General features: G+C 63.5%; 28 protein-coding genes. 20 read left to right on the forward strand and 8 right to left on the reverse strand.

Translation table 11 applies throughout. The features are described from left to right. Window positions 1–14 precede the first annotated feature (14 nt). The 3 genes from JMJ54_RS05380 to JMJ54_RS05390 all read left to right on the forward strand — a co-directional run bounded on the left by JMJ54_RS05380 (window position 15) and on the right by JMJ54_RS05390 (window position 2,873). Window positions 15–620 (forward strand): peroxiredoxin, encoded by a 606-nt coding sequence (locus JMJ54_RS05380; protein ID WP_189458592.1) that lies wholly within the window; start codon window positions 15–17, stop codon window positions 618–620. A gap of 113 nt (window positions 621–733) precedes the next feature. Beyond that, entirely contained in the window at window positions 734–1,885 is a 1,152-nt protein-coding gene (zapE, locus tag JMJ54_RS05385; RefSeq protein ID WP_203536939.1) for a cell division protein ZapE, read from the forward strand. 13 nt (window positions 1,886–1,898) lie between these two features. After that, window positions 1,899–2,873: an NAD(P)H-quinone oxidoreductase gene (locus JMJ54_RS05390; protein WP_238999913.1), complete on the forward strand. Its 975-nt coding sequence runs from the start codon at window positions 1,899–1,901 to the stop codon at window positions 2,871–2,873. Window positions 2,874–2,875: 2 nt separating this feature from the next. On the opposite strand, the gene JMJ54_RS05395 is transcribed toward JMJ54_RS05390, so the two are convergent. The 4 genes from JMJ54_RS05395 to JMJ54_RS05405 are packed head-to-tail and all read right to left on the reverse strand — an operon-like array spanning window position 2,876 to window position 5,279. Further along, window positions 2,876–3,157, reverse strand: coding sequence for a cupin domain-containing protein (locus JMJ54_RS05395; protein ID WP_203537455.1), 282 nt, complete (start codon window positions 3,155–3,157; stop codon window positions 2,876–2,878). Further along, window positions 3,158–3,286, reverse strand: a complete 129-nt coding sequence (locus tag JMJ54_RS19395; RefSeq protein ID WP_275411065.1) for a cupin domain-containing protein — start codon at window positions 3,284–3,286, stop codon at window positions 3,158–3,160. 59 nt (window positions 3,287–3,345) lie between these two features. Beyond that, the gene (locus tag JMJ54_RS05400; protein WP_203536940.1) at window positions 3,346–3,654 is read right to left on the reverse strand and encodes a helix-hairpin-helix domain-containing protein; all 309 of its coding nucleotides are present in this window, start codon (window positions 3,652–3,654) and stop codon (window positions 3,346–3,348) included. 2 nt (window positions 3,655–3,656) lie between these two features. Beyond that, on the reverse strand, window positions 3,657–5,279 hold the full coding sequence (locus JMJ54_RS05405) for a mechanosensitive ion channel family protein (RefSeq protein ID WP_203536941.1): 1,623 nt from the start codon (window positions 5,277–5,279) through the stop codon (window positions 3,657–3,659). Between the two features lie 157 nt (window positions 5,280–5,436). On the opposite strand from JMJ54_RS05405, the gene JMJ54_RS05410 reads away from it, so the two are divergent. From JMJ54_RS05410 to JMJ54_RS05490, 17 genes are all read left to right on the forward strand, one after another. Next, window positions 5,437–5,766 carry a DUF2325 domain-containing protein gene (locus tag JMJ54_RS05410; RefSeq protein WP_203536942.1) on the forward strand — a complete coding sequence of 110 codons (330 nt, stop codon included), beginning with the start codon at window positions 5,437–5,439 and terminating at the stop codon, window positions 5,764–5,766. A 177-nt stretch (window positions 5,767–5,943) separates the two neighbouring features. After that, on the forward strand, window positions 5,944–6,357 hold the full coding sequence (flgB, locus tag JMJ54_RS05415; protein ID WP_203536943.1) for a flagellar basal body rod protein FlgB: 414 nt from the start codon (window positions 5,944–5,946) through the stop codon (window positions 6,355–6,357). 8 nt (window positions 6,358–6,365) lie between these two features. Beyond that, window positions 6,366–6,779 carry a flagellar basal body rod protein FlgC gene (flgC, locus tag JMJ54_RS05420; protein WP_203536944.1) on the forward strand — a complete coding sequence of 138 codons (414 nt, stop codon included), beginning with the start codon at window positions 6,366–6,368 and terminating at the stop codon, window positions 6,777–6,779. A gap of 20 nt (window positions 6,780–6,799) precedes the next feature. After that, window positions 6,800–7,471, forward strand: a complete 672-nt coding sequence (locus JMJ54_RS05425; protein WP_203536945.1) for a flagellar hook assembly protein FlgD — start codon at window positions 6,800–6,802, stop codon at window positions 7,469–7,471. Between the two features lie 57 nt (window positions 7,472–7,528). Then, complete coding sequence (gene flgE / locus JMJ54_RS05430; protein ID WP_203536946.1) at window positions 7,529–8,833, forward strand: flagellar hook protein FlgE; 1,305 nt, start codon at window positions 7,529–7,531, stop codon at window positions 8,831–8,833. A gap of 21 nt (window positions 8,834–8,854) precedes the next feature. Further along, window positions 8,855–9,592, forward strand: a complete 738-nt coding sequence (flgF, locus tag JMJ54_RS05435; RefSeq protein ID WP_203536947.1) for a flagellar basal-body rod protein FlgF — start codon at window positions 8,855–8,857, stop codon at window positions 9,590–9,592. A gap of 28 nt (window positions 9,593–9,620) precedes the next feature. Beyond that, on the forward strand, window positions 9,621–10,406 hold the full coding sequence (gene flgG / locus JMJ54_RS05440) for a flagellar basal-body rod protein FlgG (RefSeq protein ID WP_203536948.1): 786 nt from the start codon (window positions 9,621–9,623) through the stop codon (window positions 10,404–10,406). Between the two features lie 77 nt (window positions 10,407–10,483). Further along, window positions 10,484–11,098, forward strand: coding sequence for a flagellar basal body L-ring protein FlgH (locus JMJ54_RS05445; RefSeq protein ID WP_238999914.1), 615 nt, complete (start codon window positions 10,484–10,486; stop codon window positions 11,096–11,098). Window positions 11,099–11,110: 12 nt separating this feature from the next. Further along, the gene (locus JMJ54_RS05450) at window positions 11,111–12,208 is read left to right on the forward strand and encodes a flagellar basal body P-ring protein FlgI (RefSeq protein WP_203536949.1); all 1,098 of its coding nucleotides are present in this window, start codon (window positions 11,111–11,113) and stop codon (window positions 12,206–12,208) included. A 161-nt stretch (window positions 12,209–12,369) separates the two neighbouring features. After that, a complete protein-coding gene (gene flgJ, locus JMJ54_RS05455; RefSeq protein ID WP_203536950.1) occupies window positions 12,370–13,302 on the forward strand; it encodes a flagellar assembly peptidoglycan hydrolase FlgJ in 933 nt (310 codons plus the stop codon). 42 nt (window positions 13,303–13,344) lie between these two features. Then, entirely contained in the window at window positions 13,345–15,300 is a 1,956-nt protein-coding gene (flgK, locus tag JMJ54_RS05460; protein ID WP_203536951.1) for a flagellar hook-associated protein FlgK, read from the forward strand. An 11-nt stretch (window positions 15,301–15,311) separates the two neighbouring features. Continuing rightward, the gene (gene flgL, locus JMJ54_RS05465; RefSeq protein WP_203536952.1) at window positions 15,312–16,622 is read left to right on the forward strand and encodes a flagellar hook-associated protein FlgL; all 1,311 of its coding nucleotides are present in this window, start codon (window positions 15,312–15,314) and stop codon (window positions 16,620–16,622) included. Window positions 16,623–16,717: 95 nt separating this feature from the next. Beyond that, a complete protein-coding gene (gene radA / locus JMJ54_RS05470) occupies window positions 16,718–18,079 on the forward strand; it encodes a DNA repair protein RadA (RefSeq protein ID WP_203536953.1) in 1,362 nt (453 codons plus the stop codon). Window positions 18,080–18,210: 131 nt separating this feature from the next. Beyond that, window positions 18,211–18,537 (forward strand): thioredoxin TrxA, encoded by a 327-nt coding sequence (gene trxA / locus JMJ54_RS05475; RefSeq protein WP_203536954.1) that lies wholly within the window; start codon window positions 18,211–18,213, stop codon window positions 18,535–18,537. A 187-nt stretch (window positions 18,538–18,724) separates the two neighbouring features. After that, complete coding sequence (gene rho, locus JMJ54_RS05480) at window positions 18,725–19,981, forward strand: transcription termination factor Rho (protein ID WP_203536955.1); 1,257 nt, start codon at window positions 18,725–18,727, stop codon at window positions 19,979–19,981. A gap of 81 nt (window positions 19,982–20,062) precedes the next feature. Continuing rightward, window positions 20,063–20,320, forward strand: a complete 258-nt coding sequence (locus tag JMJ54_RS05485) for a type B 50S ribosomal protein L31 (protein ID WP_203536956.1) — start codon at window positions 20,063–20,065, stop codon at window positions 20,318–20,320. Between the two features lie 102 nt (window positions 20,321–20,422). Beyond that, window positions 20,423–22,060, forward strand: a complete 1,638-nt coding sequence (locus JMJ54_RS05490; protein ID WP_203536957.1) for an ArnT family glycosyltransferase — start codon at window positions 20,423–20,425, stop codon at window positions 22,058–22,060. A gap of 28 nt (window positions 22,061–22,088) precedes the next feature. On the opposite strand, the gene JMJ54_RS05495 is transcribed toward JMJ54_RS05490, so the two are convergent. The 4 genes from JMJ54_RS05495 to ppnP all read right to left on the reverse strand — a co-directional run bounded on the left by JMJ54_RS05495 (window position 22,089) and on the right by ppnP (window position 25,076). After that, window positions 22,089–22,262, reverse strand: a complete 174-nt coding sequence (locus JMJ54_RS05495; protein ID WP_238999915.1) for a DUF3149 domain-containing protein — start codon at window positions 22,260–22,262, stop codon at window positions 22,089–22,091. Window positions 22,263–22,326: 64 nt separating this feature from the next. Further along, window positions 22,327–24,207, reverse strand: a complete 1,881-nt coding sequence (locus JMJ54_RS05500; protein WP_203536958.1) for a diguanylate cyclase — start codon at window positions 24,205–24,207, stop codon at window positions 22,327–22,329. Between the two features lie 10 nt (window positions 24,208–24,217). Then, window positions 24,218–24,712, reverse strand: a complete 495-nt coding sequence (locus JMJ54_RS05505) for a YajQ family cyclic di-GMP-binding protein (RefSeq protein WP_203536959.1) — start codon at window positions 24,710–24,712, stop codon at window positions 24,218–24,220. Between the two features lie 52 nt (window positions 24,713–24,764). Next, the gene (ppnP, locus tag JMJ54_RS05510) at window positions 24,765–25,076 is read right to left on the reverse strand and encodes a pyrimidine/purine nucleoside phosphorylase (RefSeq protein ID WP_203536960.1); all 312 of its coding nucleotides are present in this window, start codon (window positions 25,074–25,076) and stop codon (window positions 24,765–24,767) included. Between the last annotated feature and the right edge of the window lie 20 nt (window positions 25,077–25,096).

The raw sequence follows: 25,096 nt of genomic DNA on the forward strand, positions 1-25,096 counted from the left end.
TCAGGAGAACTTCCATGGCCGTACTCGTTGGCAAAAACGCTCCGGACTTCAACGCCTCTGCCGTGCTCGGCAATGGCCAGATCGACGACAACTTCAACTTCAAGAAGGCCACCGAAGGCAAGTACGCCGTCGTGTTCTTCTACCCGCTGGACTTCACCTTCGTCTGCCCGTCCGAACTGATCGCCTTCGACAACCGTCTGGAAGAGTTCAAGAAGCGCAACGTTGAAGTGATCGGCGTGTCGATCGACAGCGCCTTCACCCACAGCGCATGGCGCAACACCCCGGTTGAAAAGGGCGGTATCGGCCAGGTCGGCTACACCCTCGTCGCCGACATCAAGCACGAAATCTGCCAGGCATACGACGTCGAACTGGCTGGTGCCGGCGTTGCACTGCGCGGTTCCTTCCTGATCGACAAGGCCGGCGTGGTTCAGCACCAGGTCGTCAACAACCTGCCGCTGGGTCGCGACATCGACGAAATGCTGCGCGTGATCGACGCCCTGCAGTTCACCGAAGAGCACGGCGAAGTCTGCCCGGCTGGCTGGAACAAGGGCAAGAAGGGCATGAAGGCTGACGCTGCCGGCGTCGCCAAGTACCTGGCTGAAGAAGCAGCAGCCCTGTAATCGAGATCGAGATGCGTCCAGCATCCGCTTGCGCGAAGAGCGCCGCCTCCGGGCGGCGCTTTTTGCTTTCCGATCGGTCATAATTGCCGCTTTGCCGTCATCTGGTTTTTCGCATGTCGCAACACGTGATCGCCCCGCCGCAGGAAGGACAGAGCCCGCAAGCCTGGTACGACAGCCTCAAGGGGCAGGAAGGCTTCATCGCCGACGGCGCGCAGGCCGCGGCCATTGCCCGGCTCGATACGCTGTGGCACGAGCTGGTCGAGTTCAAACGGAAGCGCGGGCGCTTTCTGGGCAAATCGCTGCTGCCGCAACCGGCGCTGCCGCGCGGATTGTGGTTCTGGGGCGGCGTCGGCCGTGGCAAGAGCTTCCTGATGGATGCGTTCTTTGCCAGCCTGCCGTACAAGCGAAAGAAGCGGCTGCACTTTCACCAGTTCATGCAGGAAGTCCATGCCGAACTGAAAAAGCAGGCCGGTACCGATGATCCGATGGCCGGCGTGGCCGCCAAATGGGCCAAAGCGGTGCGGGTGTTGTGCTTCGACGAATTCCACGTCTCGGACATTGCCGACGCGATGATCCTCGGCCGGCTGATGGAAGGACTGTTCGCGCGCGGCGTGGTGCTGATCGCGACCAGCAACTACGCGCCGGACGGCCTGTATCCAAACGGCCTGCAGCGCGCCAACTTCCTGCCGACGATCGCGTTGCTCAAAGAAAAACTCGACGTGCTCAATATCGACTCGGGCAACGACTACCGGATGCGCACGCTGTCGAAAGCGCGCACCTACCTGAGCCCGGCGGGTACCGATGCCGACGCCGAACTGGCGGCGATCTTCGATGCCGTTGCAGTCGGCGCACCGCTGTCGAAAACGCTGACGATCGAAGGCCGCAAGATTGCCGCGCTGCGCCATGCCAACGGCGTGGTCTGGTTCGATTTTGCGGTGCTGTGCGGCGATGGTCGCGCGCAGGCCGACTACCTCGAACTGGCGCGGCGTTTCCACACGGTGATCGTCGCCAACATCCCGAAGCTCGGTCCGGCGACATCGAATCAGGCGCGGCGGCTGACGTGGCTGGTCGACGTGCTTTACGACCATCGCGTCAAGCTGATCCTGTCGGCCGCGGTCGGCGTCGACGACCTGTATACCGAAGGCACGCAGGCGAGCGAGTTCTTCCGCACCGCCAGCCGACTGACCGAAATGCAATCGAAGGAATACCTCGCGCTGCCGCACCAGAGTGTGCAGGAGCAGCTGGCGGGGATTTCCGAAACCTGAGCAGAGCGGGATCATGACCGACACGATGCAAGCCGTATTGCCCGATGCCTATCCGCGCCTCGTCTGGGGCGAGCTGCCACGACCGGTGGCCGGCCCCGGCCAGTTGCTGGTCCGTGTCCGTGCAGCCGGAATCAACCGCGCCGATCTGATTCAGGCCGCCGGCCACTATCCGCCACCACCCGGTGAATCGGCCGTGCTCGGGCTGGAAATCGCCGGCGAGGTGGTGGCAACGGGCGAGGGCGTCAGCGGGTTTGCCCTTGGCGACGCCGTCTTCGGTCTGGTACCGGGGGGCGCGTATGCCGAGTACTGCGTGCTCGATGCCGCACTGGCCATCGCAAAGCCTGCCGCGCTGGGTTGGGCCGAAGCGGCCAGCCTGCCCGAAGTCTGGATGACCGTCTGGCTCAATCTGGTCGAGCTGGGCGGGCTGCGTGCGGGGCAGCGTCTGCTGGTGCACGCAGGAGCCAGCGGCATCGGTGCCGCAGCGATCCAGCTCGGCAAGCGCCTTGGTGCCGAGGTGCTGACCACGGTCGGCAGCGTCGAGAAGGGGGCGTGGTGCACGACGCTGGGCGCCGACCGGGTGATCCACTATCACGACGAGGACTTCGTCGACGTGGTGAAGGCTGCCGGCGGCGCCGACCTGATCCTCGAAACCGTCGGCGGCGATTACCTCGGCCGCGACCAGCAGTGTCTGAACCGCGACGGCAGCATCATCGTCATCGGCCTGCTGCGCGGTACCAAGGCCGAGCTCAACGTCGGCCTGCTGCTGGTCAAGCGCCAGCGCGTGCAGGGTTCGGCACTGCGCAGCCAGACGCTCGACGCCAAGGCGAGAACGGCTGCGGCCGTTGCCGAGCACGTTGTGCCGGACATCGCCAGCGGGGCGCTCAAGCCGTCGCTCGACCGCGTGTTCGCTGCCAGCGATGCGCAGGCCGCGCACGACTACGTCGCGCAGAACCGTAACCTTGGCAAGGTGGTGTTGATCTTCGATTGAGGTCAGCCTCGGGTGTCGCCGGGCGGGCTGGCGGCAAACCAGTCGACGATCGCCGGCATGTGCTGCTCGAAGCCGCCCGGAAACGACAGGTTGAGCACACCGGCACGCGCGTCGCTGCGGTTCTCGAAGTCGTGCTGCACACCACCGGGCGCCAGCACGAAACTCCCCTTGGGCGCGTCGCGCCAGTCGTCGCCCAGCAGGAAGGACATCGTGCCTTCGATGACGAAGAACACATCGTCTTCGTCATGGTGATGCGCGCCCGGGCCGCGGGTATGCGGTTCCAGTCACCATTCTGAAATCGAATAGCCATCGCCCGTCTCTGTACCGTCGGCCTTGAACACGGCCCCGATGCGGCCCATTGCGTAATGACGGCCTTCGCCCGGATTCAGGAAAATCGGTTTTCGCTCGTCCATCATCATCACCTGCGTCGGTTTGATGACACCCAGTATGGCGGTAGCGGACGATGCCCTGATTACCGTGCCGATTGATGGTGCCGTGCCGCCTCCCGGGCTTTGCGCTCGGCGGTATACGCCCACCATGGTTGTGGCGGCTCGCCATCCATGAAACGGACGACGGAGACGAGCACGTCGATCATGCACGGATCCTGCCGCATGGCCGTCGCAACACACAGCAGGTCATAGAGTTCGTACGGATCGCGCCCGACCAGCATCGCCGGCGCGGTGATGCCGATCAGCCGCAGGTCGGCCGCACAGGCCTTGCCGATGTTAGGCAAGTCCTCGAGCGTGTGAACGCGGGCGCGGTCGACCTTGATGGGGTTCATGTTCAGGGGGCGTCGGGACGCTTGGCCGGCGCGAGGTAGAAGTCTTCCGGCTTGACCAGCTTCGGCGTGTGCGGATCGTCTTCATAGTTCGGCGACATGATCTGCACGCCGTATTCGTTGAACACGTCCTGCACGTTGCCGTTGAGCTCGGAGAGGATCTGCAAGCGCAAGCGCGGCTCGTCGAGGGCGAAGCGCAGGTGGTATTCGACGTAGAAATCCGACAGCGCGGTCTGGTAGACCACCGACGGCGGATCCTGGCGCAGGCCTGCGGTGCGGCGGGCGGCTTCGAGCAGCATCGCGTGGACCTGGCGCCATGGCGTGTCGTAGCCGATGGTCACGACGATCTTGCAGATCACACCGCCGCCACGGGCCAGTCGCGAGAAGTTCTTCACGCTCTGGCTGACCAGCACCGAGTTCGGAATGCTGACTTCTTCGCGCAGGTTGGTGTGGACCTTGGTGGCGAACATGCCGATTTCCATCACCGTGCCTTCCTCGTCGCCGATCTGCACGTATTCGCCGACCTTGATCGAGCGCGAATAAATCAGGATCAGTCCCGAGGCGAACTGGCCGACGACGCTGGATGCACCCAGCGACACCATCAGGCCGACGATGACACTGAGGCCCTTGAACGCGTCGGTATTCGCGCCGGGCAGGTAGGGATAGATCATTGCCACGGCGAACAGCCAGGCGGCGACCGACAGCAGCTTGCGCGTCGTTGCGGCGGTGTCGGCGTCGAAGAAGCCGAGCTGGACCCGGCCCGACTCGACCTGAACGAACAGGTAGTTGATGCCGCGGACGAACCAGCGCGTCAGCAGCAGGATCAGCACGACAACCGCGAGGCTGGGCAGCGCCGACAGGATGGCGATGGCGAACTGGCTGGCCAGTCCCAGCATTGCCGCGTCGAGCTGCTCGCCCCAGATCCGCGTGTACGGGAAGCAACGCAGGACGAAAGACATCCACACGTAGGCGATGCTGAGCGCGCTGGGCCAGAAGATCAGGTAGCCGAGCAGACGCAGGCCCAGCTTGATCAGCCGGACCGGGACCACGCTGCGCATGTGCTTGAGCTTCTGGATGATCTGGCCGAGCACGAAGCGGACCAGCCGGCTCCACAGCTGCCACAGGCGCCCCAGCAGCCACAGTGCGAAGGCGAACATCAGCGTCGCGGCGACGGCTTTGGCGATGGCGACCAGCCATTCCTGCGGCTTGTCGAAGCCGCGCATGTCGGTGAAGAGATCGGTCAGCTCCTGTTTCGCGTTCTCCAGATCGCCATGCAGCGTCTCGCCGGCCAGCGTGTCGACGTCGGCGGTACTGATGAAGAACAGCGGATTGCCGTCGTACATCAGCGAGCCGCCTTCGTCATTGGTGCGGACCGACAGCTTCAGCGGCGTCGCGTCACCGACCAGCCGGCGGATGCGCTTCTCGGCCGCGTCCTTGCGCTGCTGCGGTGTCGAGCCGAGCAGGTTGCCCCGGAAAACGACGATGGTGCGGTTGTTGAGCACCAGCGGCACGACGTCCGCACTGGCCGCTGCTGCCGCCGCCGGTGGTGACGAGGCGGGTGCCGAGGCATCGCCGGCGTGGGCCAGCAACGACAGGCAGAACAGGAAGATCAGGGTAATCAGGCGCATGGCGGTGTCGTGAGGTCAGTTGTAGAGGCTGCCGTTCGTCAGGAGGCATGCGAGCGGCATCGAGAAACATTATTGATAATGAATCTCATTTATGTTTGAATGCATTCCACCGGCGGCAAAAGCCGGGCGCATATCATCATACAAGGAAGAAAACCCCATGAACGCTTACCTGGTCGGTGCCGATGTGCTCGGCAACATTCCGGATCTGCTCAACCGTTACGGCATCACCATCCACAAGCACGTCTCGGGTCGTCATGCCGCGCACCAGCGCAAGCCGGCCAGCCTCAAGGGCGTCGACCTGATCATCCTGTTCACCGACTTCCTCGGCCACAACGTCATGCGCCATTACCGCGACATGGCGAACGAAGAGAACATCCGCTTCGTCGCCTGCCGCCGCTCGGTGTGCTCGCTGTCGCAGACGCTGGACAAGCTCGGCCACTGTGCCACCAACCCGTGCGATACCTGCCCGCAGCGCAAACTGCACTGACGCGGCAACCGGGCGCCACCGACGGTGGATCAGCCCGGCAGCAGGGCGGCAAAACTTGCCGCCGTCCGTTTGCCAGACAGGCCCGGCCCCAGCGCCGGGCCTTGTTTTTGTTCGCGCCAGGTGGTGGCACGCTTTCTGCTTTATCAGGAAACCGTGATTGAACAACCGGCTGAACCCATGCTCGGACGCATCGACGATTACTTCAAACCGCAGGAAACCGCGCTCCGGCTCCGCAGCGAGCGGCAGCAGGTGCTGGCGGCGAACATCGCCAACGTCGACACGCCGAACTACAAGGCGCGCGACTTCGATTTCGGCGCTGCGTTCAAGGCGGCCATGGGCAATGCGCAGCAGGTGCCTTCCGCTGCAATGGTGCAGACCGATCCGCGCCACCTGCAGCCGGCTGGCGCGTCCGATCCGCTGGCGCCGCAGCTTGGCTACCGTGTTCCGGCGCAGGGCGCCATCGACGGCAACACGGTCGAGATGGACAACGAGATGAGCCAGTTCGCCGACAACACGCTGCGTTACCAGGCGGCGCTGACGTTCATGCAGAGCCGGATTTCGTCGATCAAAACCGCCCTGAGCAATCAATAAGGCCCGCCATGTCGCTGTTTCAGGTTTTCGATATCGCCGCCTCGTCGATGAAAGCGCAATCGCAGCGCCTCAACGCCGTGGCGAGCAATCTTGCCAATGCCGAATCGGCAACCAGCTCGAACGGCCAGCCGTATCGCGCGCGTCAGGTCGTGTTCCAGGTTGCACCGCTGCCCGGTGGCAGCGCCAGCACACCGGGCGTGCGCGTGGCCGGCGTGATCGAAGATCCGGCGCCGCCGAAGCTGGTGTACGAGCCGGCCAATCCGCTGGCCGACGCCAACGGCTACGTGGCCATGCCCAACGTCAACGTCGTCGAAGAAATGACCAACATGATTTCCGCATCACGTTCGTACCAGACCAGTGCCGACGTGATGAATACCGCCAAGACCCTGCTGCAGCGCACGCTGCAGCTCGGCCAAGTCTAATCCGTACCGGAGAGCCCACCATGTCCGCCGTCAACGCCACCAGTGGTTTCGACTACAGCACGCTCAACGCCAAGGCCAGCAAGGCCAAGGACAGCGCTGCCGACATGCAGCAGAGCTTCCTGAAGCTGCTGATCACCCAGATGCAGAATCAGGATCCGATGAACCCGATGGACAACGCCCAGACCACGTCGCAGATGGCGCAGATCAATACGGTTACCGGCATCCAGCAGTTGAATACGACCATGACGCAAATGATGGCGGGCATGGCCGGGTCGCAAAGCCTGCAGGCGGTGTCGGTGGTCGGCAAGGACGTGATGGCGCCGATCAAGGAAATCAGCAACTACAGCGGCAAGGACGGCTTCCAGCTGGGCGTCGTCCTGCCGACCGGGCACACGGGTACAAAGCTGTCCATTCTCGATTCCGCCGGCAACCTCGTCGACACCGTCGATGTCGGTGCCTCGCAAACCGGTTACACCAACGTGAGCTGGGACGGCAAGCTGGCCGATGGCTCCAATGCGCCGGCCGGCAATTACTTCGTGAGCGCCTCCACCGAACTGGGTGGAAAGACGCAGCAGATCGATGTTTTCGGTTGGCAGAAAGTAGACAGCGTGACCTTCTCCTCCAGCGGTCCGAAGGTCCAGCTGGCCAGCGGCAAGGTCATCGATTTCGCCGACATCGCACAGCTGCGCTGATTCGCTACCAACAACACACAGTACGGGCCGGGTCTACACCGGCCGCCGGAGGCAGAAATGGGTTTCCAACAAGGTTTGAGCGGTCTGAATGCGTCGTCGAAGAGCCTCGACGTCATCGGCAACAACATTGCCAACGCCAGCACGGTCGGTTTCAAGGGGTCGCGCGCCGAGTTCGCCGACATCTACGCGGCGACCTTCGCCAATTCGGGCACGCTGGCCGGCATTGGCGCGCGGCTCGACAGCGTCGCGCAGCAGTTCGGCCAGGGCAACATCAGCACCACCAGCAATCCGCTCGATCTGGCGATCACCGGCAACGGCTTTTATCGTGTGGTCGACCCCAACGGCAGCGTCAGCTACTCCCGTAACGGCCAGTTCCAGCTCGACCGCAACGGCTACATCGTCAACGGCAACCAGCGTCTGACCGGCTGGCCGGTGGATGCGCGCAGCGGCCTGCTGAACAAGGGCGGCGTGCCGCAACCGTTGCAGCTGACCGTCGGCAACGTCGGCGCCAGCGCGACCGGTGCTTCGGGTCTGGCCAATGCCGGGCTGGCAATGATCACCAACCTCGACGGTTCCAAGCCCGTCATCGACCGCACGGCGCCCCCGACCGGCGTCGGTCCGCTCAACGTGCAGGACCCGAGCACCTATTCCGATGCGACGACCGCCAGTGTTTACGACGCGCAGGGCGTGCGCCATTCGCTGACGTTCTATTTCACCAAGACCGCGCCGAACCAGTGGGAAGTGCAGACCTCGTTCGACGGCGCCAACCCGACCCCGGCGATGGGTACCGGCACGCCGCCGGCGCAGGCCTATCTGTATTTCGACGGCAACGGCAAGCTCGACACGACGTCGAATCCGACGACCAATGCCGCAGGCTTCAATTTCACGACCACGCTGGCGGCACCGAACGGCGCAACCAGCCCGTTCACCTTCCCGGTGTCGTTCGCCAAGAGCACCCAGTTCGGCAGTGCCTTCGGCGCGACCTATACGCAGGACGGCTACGCCGACGGCACGCTGACCGGCATCAGCGTCGACAAGTCCGGCATCATCGTCGGCTCGTATTCGAACAGCCAGACCAAGGTGATCGGTCAGGTCGTGCTGGCGAACTTCGCCAATTCCCAGGGCCTGCAACCGCTGGGCGACAACCGCTGGGGCGAGACCTTCGCATCGGGTGCGGCCAACGTCGGAGATCCGGGTTCGAGCAATCTCGGCGGGCTGCAGTCGTCGGCGCTGGAGGATTCGAACGTCGACCTGACCGGCGAACTCGTCAACCTGATCACCGCGCAGCGCAACTATCAGGCCAATGCGAAGACGATTTCGGCGCAGGACACCATCCTGCAAACGCTGGTCAACCTCGGCTAAGCCGGCAGGGTATAGGCAAACATGGATCGGCTGATCTACACCGCGATGTCCGGCGCCAAGCACACGATGCTGCGCCAGAGCACGATTTCGAACAATCTGGCGAATTCGCAGACGCCGGGCTTCCGCTCCGAGCTGGCGGCGTTCCGCGCGCTGCCGGTCCTCGGTGGTGCACTGCCGACGCGGGCTTTCGTCACCGAGCAGACCACCGGCTCCGATTTCACGCCGGCGCCGATGATGCAGACCGGTCGAGAACTGGATGCGGCCATCGACGGCGACGGCTGGTTTGCGGTGCAAACGGGCAGCGGTGAAGCGTATACACGCAACGGCAGTTTCGAGATCGACGCGGCCGGACTGCTGAAGACGCGCAGCGGTGCGGTGGTGCTCGGCGAAAACGGCCCGATCACGATTCCGGAAAACACCCGGGTCACCATCGGTCCGGACGGCACCATCAGCGGCGTGTCGCTGGACGACGTGACCCAGAACAACGATCTGGGCCGGCTCAAGCTCGTCAACCCGGCCGTGGCCGGACTCGAGCGCGGTAGCGACGGCCTGTTCCGCCAGCGTTCGGGCGAGACCGCGCCGGCTTCGGCCGACGTGAAGCTGGCCGGCGGCATGCTCGAAGGCAGCAACGTCAATCCGGTGACCCAGCTGGTCGACATGATTGCAGCACAGCGTCAGTACGACACGCAGATCCAGCTGCTGCAGAAAGCCAATGAAAATGCCCGCGCCGCAGCGCAGGTGATGGCGTTCAACGCCTGATCAAACCTTATAAGAATACGGAAACGCCATGATTCGCTCGCTCTGGACCGCCAAGACCGGCATGGACGCCATGCAGATGAACGTCGACGTCATCTCGAACAACCTGGCGAACGTCAACACCAACGGCTTCAAGCGTCAGCGCGCGGTGTTCGAAGACCTGCTGTACGTCAACCTGCGGCAGCCCGGCGCTTCGACCAGCCAGCAGACGCAACTGCCGACCGGTCTCCAGCTCGGCACCGGTGTGAAGCCGGTCGGCACGGCGCGCATTTTTACTCAGGGCAATCTGCAGCTCACCGACGGCAATCTGGACATGGCAATCAATGGCCAGGGTTTCTTCCAGATTTCGCTGCCCGACGGCAACACCGCCTATACCCGCGACGGCTCGTTCCAGGTCGACAATCAGGGCAACGTCGTGACCGCCAGCGGTTACCAGATCCAGCCTGCGCTGCAGATTCCGCAGGGCACGACCAGCGTGACCATCGGCAAGGACGGCACCGTCTCGGCCGTCATCAACAATGCCACGTCGGCGCCGGTGCAGCTAGGCACCATCCAGCTGGCCAGTTTCATCAATCAGGGCGGCCTGCAGTCGGTCGGCGACAACCTGATGCTGGAAACCGCCGCATCGGGCGCGCCCAATATCGGCCAGCCGGGAACCAACGGTCTCGGCGCGATCAACCAGGGCTATGTCGAAACGTCGAACGTCAACGTCACCGAGGAACTCGTGAACCTGATCGAGGCGCAGCGCGCTTACGAGATCAATTCGCGCGCGGTGAAGACGTCGGACGAAATGCTGCAACGCCTGTCGAATCTGTAATCAAAGGAAGCAAGGTGAAGGCTCTCGCGCGTGTATTTGCAGTGGTCATGGCGGCGTTGTTGTCGGCATGCGCATCGATGCAGCCCCAGATCGTTTCGTCCCCGACGACGGCCCGGCCGTTGCCGCCGGTGACGACGCAGCAGAACCCCGGGGCGATTTTCCAGACGACCTCGTCGCGGATGCTGTTCGAGGAGCGCGTCGCCCGTTACGTCGGCGACATCCTGACGATCCAGATCGAGGAAAACCTCAGCGCCAGCAATTCGTCGACCAGCAGCGCCAATCGCGACGGCAGTACCAAGGTCGGCGGCTCGGGCAACCTGCCTTACTTCCCGGATGCGCTGAGCAAGTTCTTCGACGCCAATGTCAGCATGTCGAGCGGCAATACCTTTGCCGGCAAGGGCGCCACCAACAACAGCAATACCTTGCGGGGCATTCTCGCGGTCACGGTGATCGAGGTCCTGCCCAACGGCAACCTGATCGTCGGCGGCGAGAAGCAGATCGCCGTCAACGGCTACCAGAACGCTTGGCGCTTCACCGGCGTGGTCAATCCGTTCGACATCAAGACCGGCAATGTCGTGTCGTCGACCCGTGTCGCCGATGCGCGCATCGAGCAGGTCGGGCAGGGCGCGATTGCCGATGCCAATTCGGCCGGCTGGCTGCAGCGGATCTTCCTCAGCCTCAGTCCGTATTAAGGAACACACGTGATGAAGAAGCGCTTCGGATTGGTCATGCTGATGGCCCTGCTGGCCGCACCGCTGGTGCAGGCCCAGAAGCTGCGCGAACTGGCGTCGGTGGCCGGCGTGCGGGACAACCAGCTGATCGGCTACGGGCTGGTCGTCGGTCTCGACGGTAGCGGCGACCAGACGACGCAGACGCCGTTCACCGTGCAGTCGGTGATCAACATGCTCAACAACCTCGGCATCCAGGTGCCGACGGGCGGCAACCTGCAGTTGAAGAACGTCGCCGCGGTGACCGTGACGGCGACCCTGCCGGCGTTCGCCCGTCCGGGCCAGCCGCTCGACGTGACCGTGTCGTCGATCGGCAACGCCAAGAGTCTGCGCGGCGGCACGCTGGTGCTGACCCCGTTGAAGGGCGCCGATGGCCAGACCTATGGCATGGCGCAGGGCAACGTCATCATCCCGGGCGCCGGCGCCTCGGCGGCGGGCAGCAGCGTGACGATCAACTCGCTGGCAGCCGGACGGATTCCGAACGGCGCGACCGTGGAGCGTGCGGTGCCGAACGCGATGAGCAACAGCGAGTTCGTCCAGATCGAACTGCTGCAGACCGACTTCACCACGGCCAGCCGCATGGTCGACGCGATCAACCGCAATTTCGGTCCGGTGGCCGCCGCGCTCGACGGGCGCGTCGTTCAGGTGCGGGCGCCGCAGGACGCCAACCAGCGCGTTGCCTTCCTCGGCCGGCTCGAAAACATCGAAGTCAATCCGGCGCCTGCCGTTGCCAAGGTCATCATCAACGCGCGCACCGGTTCGGTGGTGATGAACCAGTCGGTCGAGATCGATCCGTGCGCGGTATCGCACGGCAACCTGACGGTGACGATCACGACCGACAATCAGGTCGTACAGCCCAATCCGCTTGCCGGTGGGCGGACCCGGACCGTGGCTAATGCGGACGTGCAGATCCAGTCCGACTCCGGCGGCGTGGTCCGGTTGCCGAAGGCGGCCAACCTGCGTGACGTCGTCCGGGCACTCAACGCCGTCGGCGCCACACCGCAGGACCTGCTGGCGATCCTGCAGGCGATGAAGGCTGCAGGCAGCCTGAAAGCCGAGCTCGAAGTAATCTAAGCCGGTGGTGGCGGCGATGCCCCGGTGTCGCCGTTCCTGACGGCCATCCGTGCCGGGTGCGGACCCGTTCCGCGGGTGTGCATCCCGACCGGCGAAGCATCCTCAAAAAGTCAGGCACAGCAATTGCTTATAAACAGCGATAGCCTTGCCGTGGTTTTTTCATGCTGACTCGTACTCCCGTTTCAACCGTGCAGGATTTCGCCGCCGACGTGCGTGGCGTCGATGCCTTGCGCCAGACGGCCAAAACGTCGCCGAAGGCGGCCGCGCATGCGGTGGCGCAGCAGTTCGAAAGCCTGCTGATGCAGCAGCTGGTCAAGTCGATGCGTGACGCATCGCCGCATTACGACGAATTGCAGTCCTCTTCGACCGATTTGTATCGCGGCCTGTACGACCAGCAGATGGCGCTGACGCTGGCCAAGCGTGGCGGCGTCGGACTGGCCGGTTCCATCGAGCGGCAGATCGAGATCATGCAGAATCCGGCCTTGCTGAAGACGATGCAGCGGCATCAGTCGCGGCAACAGGGCGAGCTGGCGCCGGTCACCGGCGGCAGTGCGGCGGCAAATTCTGCCGCTTTGATGACCGCTCGCGGCGGCGTGACCGGCAAGGACCTCGCGTCGGCGGCGTCCGGCAGCGGTTTTGTCGACAAGGTGCTGACCGCAGCGCAGTCGGTGGCGCCGACGCTCGGCGTTTCGCCGCAACTGCTGCTGGCGCATGCGGCGCTGGAAACCGGCTGGGGCAAGAAGCCGATCCGCGATGCGGCCGGTGGCGACAGCCACAACCTGTTCGGCATCAAGGCGACCAAGGACTGGCAGGGCAAGACCGTCGACGTGACGACGACCGAATACGTCGATGGCGTCGCGCAGAAGCGCGTCGAATCGTTCCGGTCGTACGACTCCTATACCGAAGCACTGGCCGATTATGCCGGGCTGATCCGGCGCCGTTTCGGCGAGGCGATCGGCAAGGGCGACGATGCGCTCGGCTTTGCCCGCGCGCTGCAGGCCAAGGGCTACGCCACCGATCCGCAGTACGCCGACAAGTTTGCTTCGGTCGCGCGCCGGATCGGCAAACAGTTGGCCGGTGCCGCCTCAAGTTAATGCCCAACCTGCCGATAAGCAGGTGTATTCGGAGTAAAAAACATGGCTTCCAGTGTCTTCGGAATTGGCGTTTCCGGCCTAAATGCGGCCAACCTCGGCCTGACCGTGACGGGTCACAACATCGTCAACGGCGGTACCCCGGGGTATTCGCGGCAGAACATCGTTCAGAGCGCACCGTACCCGCAGCTCAGCGGCAGCGGCTTCATCGGCCTCGGTGTCCGCGTCGACGAAATCCGCCGTTCGTACGACCAGTTCCTCACGCGCAACGTCCAGACTGCGCAGGCACAGTCGAGCTATTACAACGCGCTGCTGTCGCACCTGAGCGAAGTCGACAACATCGTTGCCGACCCGACTGCCGGAGTGACGCCGGCGTTGCAGGATTTCTTCAGCGCGATCCAGAACGTGGCGACCAATCCGGCGAACGCGCCGTCGCGGCAGGCATTGCTGTCGTCGGCACAAACGCTGGTCAACCGCTTCCAGGTGTTCGATCAGCGTCTGACCGAGCTGCGCGACAACCTCAACGGCGAGCTGACCAATGCCACGTCCAGCATCAACGCCATTTCCAAGCAGATCGCCGAACTGAACAACCAGATCTCGGTGCAGGGCGGCAGCGGCCATTCGCCCAACGATTTGCTCGACCAGCGCGACGAACTGGTCAAACAGCTCAATACTTTCGTGAAGGCGACCGCGACGACGCAGCAGGACGGCTCGATCAACGTCTTCATCGGCAACGGCCAGAGCCTGGTCGTCGGCAACCAGCCGTTCGAACTCGGCGTCGAGGCGTCGCCTGGTGATCCGCGCCGGCTGTCGGTCGTCTACAAGCAGAACAACAATGTGGTTTACCTGCCCGAGAACCAGCTGACCGGCGGCAAGCTGCAGGGCCTGCTCGATTTCCGCAGCAAGACGCTCGATACCGCGCAGTCGTCGCTGAACCAGATTGCCATGGCGACGACGCAGGCGATCAACACCCAGCAGCGCGCCGGCATCGATCTGACCGGCGCACTCGGTACCGGGATGTTCGGTTTCAAGACCGACCCGGTGTCCGGTGCCCCGGCGCTCGGCTCGGTGCTGTCCAACACGGGCAATACCGGCAATGCGCAGGTCACCGGTTATGTCGCCGACGTGGGCCAGCTGACCGCGAGCAACTACGAGCTGGCGTTCGACGGGACCAACTACGTCGTGACCCGCCAGTCGGACAAGCAGAAAACCGTGCTGACGCCGGCCGCGATGGCTGCGGGACCGGTCGTCGACGGCATCAAGCTGTCGATTGCCAGCGGTTCGATGAACGCCGGTGACCGCTTCAACATTTCGCCGACCGACGGTTTCATTCGTGGCCTGTCGGTCAGCATGACCGACCCGAACCGCGTTGCCGCTGCCGGTCCGGTCATCGCATCCGCGCCGAAGACCAACACCGGCTCGCTGACCTATACCCAGCCGTCGGTGACGGTGCCGGTGACCGATGCGACCTGGAAGCCCGGTGCGACGCTGCAGAACCCGGTGACGATCAACTTCACCTCGCCGACCAGCTTCACCATTACCGATCCCGTGACCGGTCTTCCGGGACCAGCGCAGACCTACACGCCGGGGATGACGGTGTCGTCCAACGGCTGGTCGATGAAACTCGACGGGACGCCGGCTGCCGGCGATACGGTCAATATCGGCCCGAACACCAAGGGTGACGCCGACGGCCGCAATGCGCTGGCGATGGCCGCGCTGCAGACGCAAAAACTGATGAACAAGGGCTCGGTCAGCTTCCAGGACGCCTACGGCCAGATGGTCTCGGCGATCGGGGTGCAGACCAACGACGCCAAGATCATGTCGGATGCGCAGGACACCGTGCTTGCGCAGGCCGAGGACGCGCGCGCGTCGGTCGCCGGCGTGAACCTTGATGAAGAGGCCGCCAACCTGCTGCGATACCAGCAGGCCTATCAGGCCGCCAGCAAGGTCATCCAGATTGCGCAGGAAGCATTCCAGAGCATCCTGCAGATCGCGAACTGAGGTAGAACAAGATGGCCATTCGTGTCGCCACCAGTACGATTTATGCGCTGAGCAACCGCGGCATGCAAACGCAGCAGTCCGCGCAGGCACGGCTGCAGAACCAGCTGACCACCGGCCGCCGTATCCTGACGCCGTCGGATGACCCGATCGGTGCTTCGCGTGCGTTGTCGGTAAGCCAGGCTCAGTCGATCAATAGCCAGTACAGCGTCAACAGCAAGGCCGTCGATTCGGCGCTCGGGCTGACCGAGTCGACGCTGCAGCAGGTGGTCGAACTGGTGCAGAATGTCCAGCGGCTGGCGGTGCAGGCGGGCAACCCCGCCCTGAGCAACTCGGACCGGCAGTCGGTCAACGTCGAGCTGAAGTCGCGCTATGAAGAGCTGATGGGGCTGGCCAATACCACCGACGGTACCGGGCAGTACCTGTTCTCGGGCTTCGCCGGCAGCACCAAGCCGTTTTCCGAGTCCAGCTTCGGCAACGTCCAGTATCTCGGCGACGAAGGCCAGCGGCTGGTGCAGATCTCGGCCTCGCGCAACCTGCCGATCTCCGATTCGGGCAGTGCGGTCTTCGGCTCGGTGAAGAACGGCAACGGCACTTTCCAGACCGGTGCCGCCGCCGGCAATACCGGTTCCGGAATCGTCGACATCGGTACGGTGGCCAATCCGCTGCAATGGAGCGCCGCGGGCAACGTGCAGGACTACAAGGTGTCGTTCAGCGTCGATGCCGCCGGTGCGACGACGTACGACATCGTCGATGCGACGAGCAACAAGTCGATGATCGACGGCTACGACTATGCCGGCGGCGCCCGTGCCGGCGCGATGCCGCGCGCGTACAACGCAGGCAGCGAGATCGAGTTCAAGCGCCTGCCGACGGATCCGGCCGGCGCGGCGTGGGACGCCGGGGTGTCGATCAGCATCAAGGGCGTGCCGGCCAGCGGCGACAGCTTCACCGTCAAGCCGTCGCAGAGCCAGGACATGTTCTCGATGCTGGCGGATTTCTCGGGCATCCTCGGCGCACCGCAGTTCGACGAGAACTCCAAGGCGACCTACCAGACCGGTCTGGGCCGCGTGATCGGCAACCTGTCGAGCGCGCTCGACAGCGTGCTGACGACGCAGGCGTCGATCGGTGCGCGGATGAAGGAAACCGAATCGGTGCGCAACACCAACGAGGATCTGGACCTGCAGTACAGCAAGACGCTGTCCGGCCTGCAGGATCTGGATTACACCAAGGCGCTCAGCGATTTCGCGATGACGCAGACGCTGCTCGATGCGGCGCGCGCAACCTTCTCGAAGGTGCAGGGGATGAGTCTGTTCAAGTACCTCTGACCGCCGGCAATTCCGTCCGCCACGGCCCGCGCAAGCGGGCCGTTTGCATTGCGCTGCTACAATGGCGCGCTGATTCATCGATGTGCGAGCCCCCGATGGCCAAAGACAAAACCGTTTACAGCTGCAGCGCCTGCGGCGGCCTGTCCCCGAAGTGGCAGGGGCAGTGCCCGAGCTGCGGCGAATGGAATTCGCTGAGCGAAACCGTTGCCGAAACCAAGGCAAGTGCGAGCGGTAACCGGTTTGCCGCGCTTGCGGCGGACGGGCAGGTCCGGCAGCTGGCGGACGTCGACGCCGAGGAGTTGCCGCGTACCGCGACCGGTATCGCCGAACTGGATCGTGTGCTCGGCGGCGGACTGGTGCCCGGTGGTGTGGTACTCATCGGCGGTGATCCGGGGATCGGCAAGTCGACGCTGCTGTTGCAGGCGCTGACCCGGCTGGCCCCGTCGCGGAAGGTGCTCTATGTGTCGGGCGAGGAGTCGGCGCAGCAGATCGCGTTGCGCGCCAAGCGGCTTAATCTGGCCGATGCGCCGGTGTCGCTGTTTGCCGAAATCGGCCTCGAACGCATCCTGACCATGCTGGATCGCGAAAAGCCGCAGGTCGTCGTCATCGACTCGATCCAGACGATGTACACCGAAGCGCTGACCAGCGCGCCGGGCAGTGTCGCCCAGGTGCGCGAATGTGCGGCGCAGCTGACGCGCTTTGCCAAGCGCCACGGCACGACCATCCTGCTGGTCGGCCACGTGACCAAGGAGGGTGCGCTGGCCGGGCCGCGCGTGCTCGAGCACATCGTCGATGCCGTGTTGTATTTCGAAGGCGACACGCATTCGAGCTTCCGGCTGATCCGGGCGATCAAGAACCGTTTCGGTGCGGTCAACGAACTGGGCGTGTTCGCGATGACCGACAAGGGCCTCAAGGAAGTCGCCAATCCGTCGGCGCTGTTCCTGAGCCAGCACAAGGAACCGGTGTCGGGGTCGTGCGTGCTGGTGACGCAGGAAGGGTCGCGGCCGATGCTGGTCGAGGTGCAGGCGCTGGTCGACGATGCACACGCACCCCAGCCGCGACGGCTTGCCGTCGGCGTCGAACAGAACCGTCTGGCGCTGCTGCTGGCGGTATTGCACCGGCATGCCGGCATCGCCGCGTTCGATCAGGACGTGTTCATCAACGCGGTGGGTGGCGTGCGCATCAGCGAGCCGGCGGCCGATCTGGCGATGCTGCTGGCCATCGTTTCGTCGCTGAAGGACCGGCCGCTGCCGCACAAGCTGGTGGTGTTCGGCGAGGTCGGACTTGCAGGGGAGGTCCGGCCGGTGCAGCGGGGGCAGGAACGACTGCGCGAGGCGGCCAAGCTCGGTTTCACCCACGCCATCGTTCCGAAGGCCAACCGGCCGCGCCAGCCGATCGAGGGCATGACGGTCACTGCGGTGGAACGCCTGGCCGATGCCGTCGGCGCCGCCCTGTAGCCGTGCACTATCGTGACGATTGAATCGTTTTTGCCGGTTCGTCATTGAATGACGATAAAATGCCCCCATTGATTCGATAACGCCGTGCAACGGCGCATCGGCAACCACACCACACCAAGCGGAGATTTTTCATGAGCGAACATATCGCGCAAGTAACCGATGCCAGCTTTGACGCCGACGTGCTTCAGGCACAGACCCCGGTTCTGGTCGACTACTGGGCTGAATGGTGCGGCCCTTGCAAGATGATCGCGCCGATCCTCGAAGAGGTGGCTGTTGATTACGCCGGCAAACTCAAGATCGCCAAGCTCAACATCGACGAAAACCAGGCTACGCCGCCGAAATTCGGCATTCGCGGCATTCCGACGCTGATGCTGTTTGTTGGCGGCGAAGTGAAGGCGACCAAGGTCGGCGCCCTGTCGAAGTCGCAACTGACTGCATTCCTCGACAGCAACCTGTAATACCCGACCGCCGAGCTCATCGGCGGTTCGCAAGGCGGGCAAGCCCGAAGGCTGCCCGCCTTGACATTGCGTTTTGTTGGCGTATACGCTTACAGCTATTCTTTGCGCCGGGGTTCTCCCGCGCAGTCGTTCCCGCACCAATCCTGGTCTTCCTGACTCCACCGCCCATATCCTATCGGCCGCCCCTATGCATTTGTCCGACCTCAAGCCGCTGCACGTTACCGAACTGGTCGAAATGGCCACCAAGTTCGAGATCGACGGCGCCAACCGCATGCGCAAGCAGGATCTGATCTTTGCGCTGCTCAAAAACCAGGCCAAGAAGGGCGAGAGCATCTTCGGTGATGGCACGCTGGAGGTGTTGCCGGATGGCTTCGGCTTCCTGCGCAGTCCGGATACGAGTTACCTCGCCGGCCCGGATGACATTTATGTCAGCCCGAGCCAGATCCGCCGCTTCAATCTGCATACCGGCGATACCGTCGAGGGTGAAATCCGTACGCCGAAGGAAGGCGAGCGCTATGTCGCGCTGGTGAAGGTCGACAAGATCAACGGCCAGCCGCCGGAAGTATCGAAGAACAAGATCCTGTTCGAGAACCTGACGCCGCTGTTCCCGAATCAGCGCCTCCATCTCGAGCGTGCGATCAAGGCCGAAGAAAACATTACCGGTCGGGTGATCGACCTGATCGCGCCGATCGGCAAGGGTCAGCGCGCACTGCTGGTCGCGCCGCCGAAAACCGGCAAGACGGTGATGCTGCAGAACATCGCCCACGCGATCACTGCCAATCATCCGGATGTCGAGTTGATCGTGCTGCTGATCGACGAGCGCCCGGAAGAAGTGACCGAAATGACGCGTTCGGTGCGCGGCGAAGTGATCAGCTCGACCTTCGACGAGCCGGCCACGCGTCACGTCCAGGTCGCCGAAATGGTGATCGAGAAGGCGAAGCGTCTGGTCGAGCACAAGAAGGACGTCGTGATCCTGCTCGATTCGATCACCCGTCTGGCGCGCGCCTACAACACCGTCGTGCCGGCCTCGGGCAAGGTCCTGACCGGTGGTGTCGACGCCAACGCGCTGCAACGGCCGAAGCGCTTCTTCGGTGCCGCGCGCAACATCGAGGAGGGCGGCAGCCTGACGATCATCGCCACGGCGCTGATCGATACCGGCTCGCGCATGGACGACGTGATCTACGAGGAATTCAAGGGTACCGGCAACAACGAGCTGCACCTTGACCGCCGCATGGCCGAAAAGCGCCAGTTCCCGGCGATCAACATCAACCGCTCGGGTACCCGCCGCGAAGAGTTGCTGATTCCGCAGGAGCAGCTGCAAAAGATCTGGGTGCTGCGCAAATTGCTGTACCCGATGGACGATCTTGAGGCGATGGAATTCCTGCTCGACAAGATCAAGGCGACGAAGACGAATAGCGACTTCTTCGACTCGATGCGCCGCTAACCTTGCTGCCAATGACCCGATCTGGAATAATATCGGGTCTTGCGCCGGCACAATCCCGGCGCGCAAACCCTAGGAAAAACCATGAAAGCCGATCTCCATCCAGAATACAACGAAGTCATCTTCTTCGACGCAAGCGTTGACTTCAAGTTCCTGACCCGTTCGACCCTGAAGGCCAAGGGCGCCGAAACCATGAAGTGGACCGACGGTAAGGAATACCCGGTCGTGCGTCTCGACGTGTCGTCGGAATCGCACCCGTTCTACACCGGCAAGCAAAAGATCGTCGATACCGCCGGCCGTATCGAGAAGTTCCGCAACAAGTACGCGATGTACAGCAAGTAAGCCGGAACCCGGTCAAACAAAAAGGCAGCTTTACGGCTGCCTTTTTTGTCTTCTGCGCTTATCCTTTCCCTTCGCTTCCCAACGTCTCCGATCTGCGTCCGCATGCTGACCTATCTGCCGCCTTCTGAACGAGAAACGCTTCCACCGCCGTCCGACAAACCATGGCTGTTGCTGATGCTGTGCGTGTTCTGGGTCTTTCCCGGCCTGGTCGGGCACGATCCCTGGAAGCCGGGCGAGCTGGAAACCGCTGCGGTGATCGGGCGTTTTCTGTCCGGCCAGCACTGGTCCCTGCCGTTTTTTGGCGAGCAGCCGCATCTGATTGCCGGTCCGCTGTATTACTGGAGTGCCTCGTTGCTGGCCTGGCCGTTGAGCAAGCTCGGGATGCAGGTTCACGATGCTGCGCGGCTGGTCACCGGGGCCTGGACGGCGCTGGCGATGTGGGGGGTCGGCTTGGCAGGGCGCGAGCTGTTCGGCCGCCGGCAGGGTCGCGTCTGCGTGATGGTACTGATCGGTTCGATCGGCCTGATCGTCTGGGGGCACCATCTTGCGCCGCCGATCGTGACGCTGACCGCGTTTTCGTGGCTGGCCTATGCGCTGGCGTATGCGCGCCGCCAGCCCTTGCAGGCAGGGCTGCTGCTGGGGCTGGTCTGGTTGGTACTGATTGCCGGCAGCAATCTCGGGCAACTGGGTTTGGCGGTATTGATGGCGGTTGCCGTCGGTGCCGTCGGTCCGTGGCGCCGTCTTGCCTATCTAGTCACGCTGCTTGCGGCCTTGGTGGTTGCGGTGCCCGTTGGCGCCATCTGGCTGATCGATCTTGCACGCTTCGATCCGGCCGCCTTCGCCCATTGGCTACGCCTGTTCGCACTGGGGCCCTATGACGGGCTCGGCCACCTGGCCCTGTTCGGTTCGGCCGGTTACGTGCTGTCGCTCGTACTGTGGTTTGCCTGGCCGGCACTGCCGCTGGCGTGCTGGGGGCTGTGGAGCAATCGCGCCGAACTCCGGACCCAGCCCAGACTGATCCTGCCGGCCACGATGGCCGCGCTGGGCCTGCTTTGGCTGTTGCTGGCGGGGGACGTCCGCGAATCGGACCTACTGGTGCTGCTGCCGTCGCTGGCGCTGCTGGCCGGCGCCGGCATCGATCGCTTGCGGCGCGGGGCTGCTGCTGCGTTGAACTGGTTCGGCGTGATGACCTTCGGGATCGGTGCGAGCCTGCTGTGGTTCGGCTGGCTGGTCCTGCATCTTGGTGTGCCGGCCAGCTGGAGTCTTGCGCTGCAGGAGGCCAGCCCGGCCTATCGGCTCTCGTGGCATTTCGGCGGTCTGCTGCTGGCCGTGCTGATGACGGTCGTCTGGTGTTCGGTGCTGTTGCGCAAGCGCTCGCTGGGCCGTCAGGCCGTGACCAACTGGGCGTGTGGCGTGACGCTGATCTGGGGGGTGCTGATCGGCTTGTGGCAGCCCTGGCTCGATGCGTCGAAGAGCTATCGTGATGTCGCGCTGTCGTTGCGGCAGGCGCTGGATCAGCAGGTGCCCGGGTGCGTTGCAGGTGAGGTGTCGACGTCGATGCTGGCCTCGCTGGATTACTTTGCCAGCATTCGGCTCCGCAGCGGACCGGCTGCGGAGGAGTGTCCTCTGGTGCTGCGCCAAGGCACGCCGCCGCCCGGTTCCTGGGTGCGCTGGGAAGGGCAGCGGGCTGGCGAGAACCGCGAGCACTTCTACCTGATCGAACTGGCTGATCGGGAATAAAAAAAAGGCGGGGAAACCCGCCGTTTTTTTATTCCCGTGATGAGACCGGTTTTTCCTGCTCCTCCGGTTCAACGGCGTTGAGCACATTGCGGCGAATGAACCAGCCAAGATAGCCGGCCATGCCGCAAACGAAGACGATGGTGAACAGGCTCAGCAGGCCGATATCGGACGTGAACAGTGTTTCCAGTGGGGTATTTTCCATGTCGGGGCTCCGGCGTTGATGTCCCCAATATGCCAATCGTATGCGGTGCGGACCTTGATGCCGGTCAAGGGGTAAGCGCGTCGCTGTGAAGCTGCTGGCTGACCCGGTTGCGGCCGCCGTGCTTGGCTTCGTACAGTGCCAGGTCTGCGCGCTTGAGCAACGGGTCGATCAAGGTGTCGCACGGTGCCAACGCGGTCAGGCCGATGCTGGTGGTAAAGCGGATGGTCTCGCCACTGGGAATGACCAGCTCGTGCGATTCGATCCGGGCACGAAGCCGTTCCGCCACCAGTTGTGCCATGGGCATCGGGGTTTCCGGCAGCAATGCCGCGAATTCCTCGCCGCCCAGACGGCCGATGATGTCGGCGTCGCGCAGCGTGCTCCGGCACAGCGCCGCGATGGCGCGAATGGCGGCATCGCCGGCATCGTGACCGTATTCGTCGTTGATGCGCTTGAAGTGGTCGATGTCGATCATCATCAAGGTCAGCGGACGGCCGTAGCGCTGTGCTCGGATCAGCTCATGGTTGGAGACATCCATGAAGTGGGCGCGATTGGCGAGCCCGGACAGGCCGTCGGTCGTGGCCCGGTGCTGAAGCTCGATCTCCAGTGCCTTGTGTTCGGTGATGTCGCTGATGCCGATCAGCAGCGTGGTGCCGGCACTGCCTTGTGCCAGAGACATCGACAGGTGCCCCCAGAACGTCTCGCCGTTGCTCCGGCGAAGCCGGACCTCAAGGTTGCGAACCGGTTGCCCCTGACGGACATCCTCGATCTGGTTGAGGAAATCGAGCCGGTCCTGATAGAGCTGGAAAACGCGCATCGACAGCGCGGCGGCCTGCGGCAGGGCAAACATCTGCGCTGCCTGCTGGTTGATGTAGGTGATGAAGTGATCGCCGGGGCGACTCAGCACGAGCGCGACCGGCGTTGTTTCGATCATCTGGCGAAACCGCGACTCGCTGGCGTCGAGGCGCTTTTCCTTGTGGCGCAGGTGGGCGGACAGCTGTCGTGATTGCCAGAAGAAGTAGGTCATCAGCAGCGCCATGACGAGCAGCAGCGCGCCACCAATCAGGTAATACCGGGTTTCGGTCTGCCAGCGTGCGAGATAGTCATTCGACGAGAGGCTGACCGCAACAAAGAAGGGGCTCTGGCCGATCTGCTGGTAGGCGGTCTGACGGGTAATGCCGTCGCCCCGGGTCTGGCGGACCTGGATGCCGTCCTGCGCGCCGTCGCGGAGCGCGCGCAGCGTGGCGGCATCCAGTTCGAAGCCCGCCGGTTTGCCCGGGTAACTGGCGATGATGCCGAGGCGTTCGTCGATGAGCATCGCCACACCCTGCTGTCCCAGCGACAGCGTGCCGAAAACCCGGTCGAAATACTGCGTCGTGAGGGTTGCGCCGACCCAGCCGTCGAGCTGGCCCGGCGTGGTTTCGACCCGGCGCACGATGATCAGGCCCGATCGCTGCAGGCCGTCCTTGCCGTCGAGCCGGATGTAGTCGCGTTCGACGAAGGGATTGTTGCGCAGCCGTTCAAGCGATTCGGCCCTGAGCGGTATATTGCTGCCCGGCACGTCGAGCGCCCGGTGCGTCAGCACCGCGCCGGGGCTGAAGAGTCCCAGATTATCGAGTTGGCGGATTTGCGCCAGCTGGTCGAGCAACAGGCTTTGTAGTTCCTTGTTGCGGACTTCGCCCAGATACTGCTCGCGCAGGTCGGCCGGCTGCAGCTGTTGCGTCAGGCCGTTCACGACCAGATCGACCTCGCGCAAGGCCGAACCGAGCTGGCCTTCCAGTACCCCGGCGAGGTTTTGTGCTTCGGCACGGGCGCGCTGAACCTCGGCGCGGTACGAGCTGTTGACCTGCAGACTGAGAATCAGCAGCAGGCCGAGCGCGAACAGCGCCGTTACCGCACCGCTCAAGAGCGATTGGCGGCCGGACCAGCGCAGCAGGGCTTTGCGCATGCGCGAAAACTCAGTCGCGGAAGTTCTGGTACTGCAGCGGGAAGTCGGTGATCGACTTGCGCATCAGCGCGATCACTTCCTGCAGCGTGTCGCGTTTGGCACCGGTGACGCGCACAGCATCACCCTGGATCGCGGTCTGAACCTTGAGCTTGGCATCCTTGATCAGCTTGATGATCTTCTTGGCCAGTTCCTGGTCGATGCCGGCCTTGATCTTCAGCACCTGTTTGACCTTGTTGCCGGAAACTTTCTGCACGTCGGCGGCTTCGAGGCGCTTGCTGCTGTCGGGTTCTTTCTTTTCGAGCGCCGGGAACAGTAGTTCCTTGATCTGGTCGAGCTGGAACTCCGAATCACCGTGCAGGGTGATGGTTTCGTCCTTCTCGTTCAATTCGACCTTGGCGCTGGTGCCCTTGAAATCGTAGCGGTTGACGATCGCCCGCTCGGCGATGTCGATCGCGTTTTTCATCGCGACCATGTCGACTTCGGAGGTGATATCAAATGAGGGCATGGTGTTTCTCTTGCTGGTAAATAACGGGGCAGCCACTGCCGCCCCGGTTGCATCAGCCGAAGTGGCAGACGTAGTGCAGGGTCTCGGTCACTTCGATCTCGAAGCTGGAGTCTCCCGGCACATCGAACGATTCGCCGCCCTTGTAGGCACGGGCTTCGCTCTCACCGGCGAGCTTGACCAGGCAGGCGCCGTCGATCAGTTCCATGATTTCCGGTGCGCCGGTGTTGAAGACCAGCTTGGCCGGCAGAATCACGCCGACCGATTTGCGGGTGCCATCGGCGAGGATGACGGTGTGCGAAACGCACTTGCCGTCGAAGTAGACATTGGCTTTCTTGACGACGGCGACATTGTCGAACTGGGACACAAACAACTCCTTGGCGGTCA

The organism is Jeongeupia naejangsanensis (assembly GCF_016865585.1).
Taxonomy (GTDB): Bacteria; Pseudomonadota; Gammaproteobacteria; order Burkholderiales; family Chitinibacteraceae; genus Jeongeupia; species Jeongeupia naejangsanensis.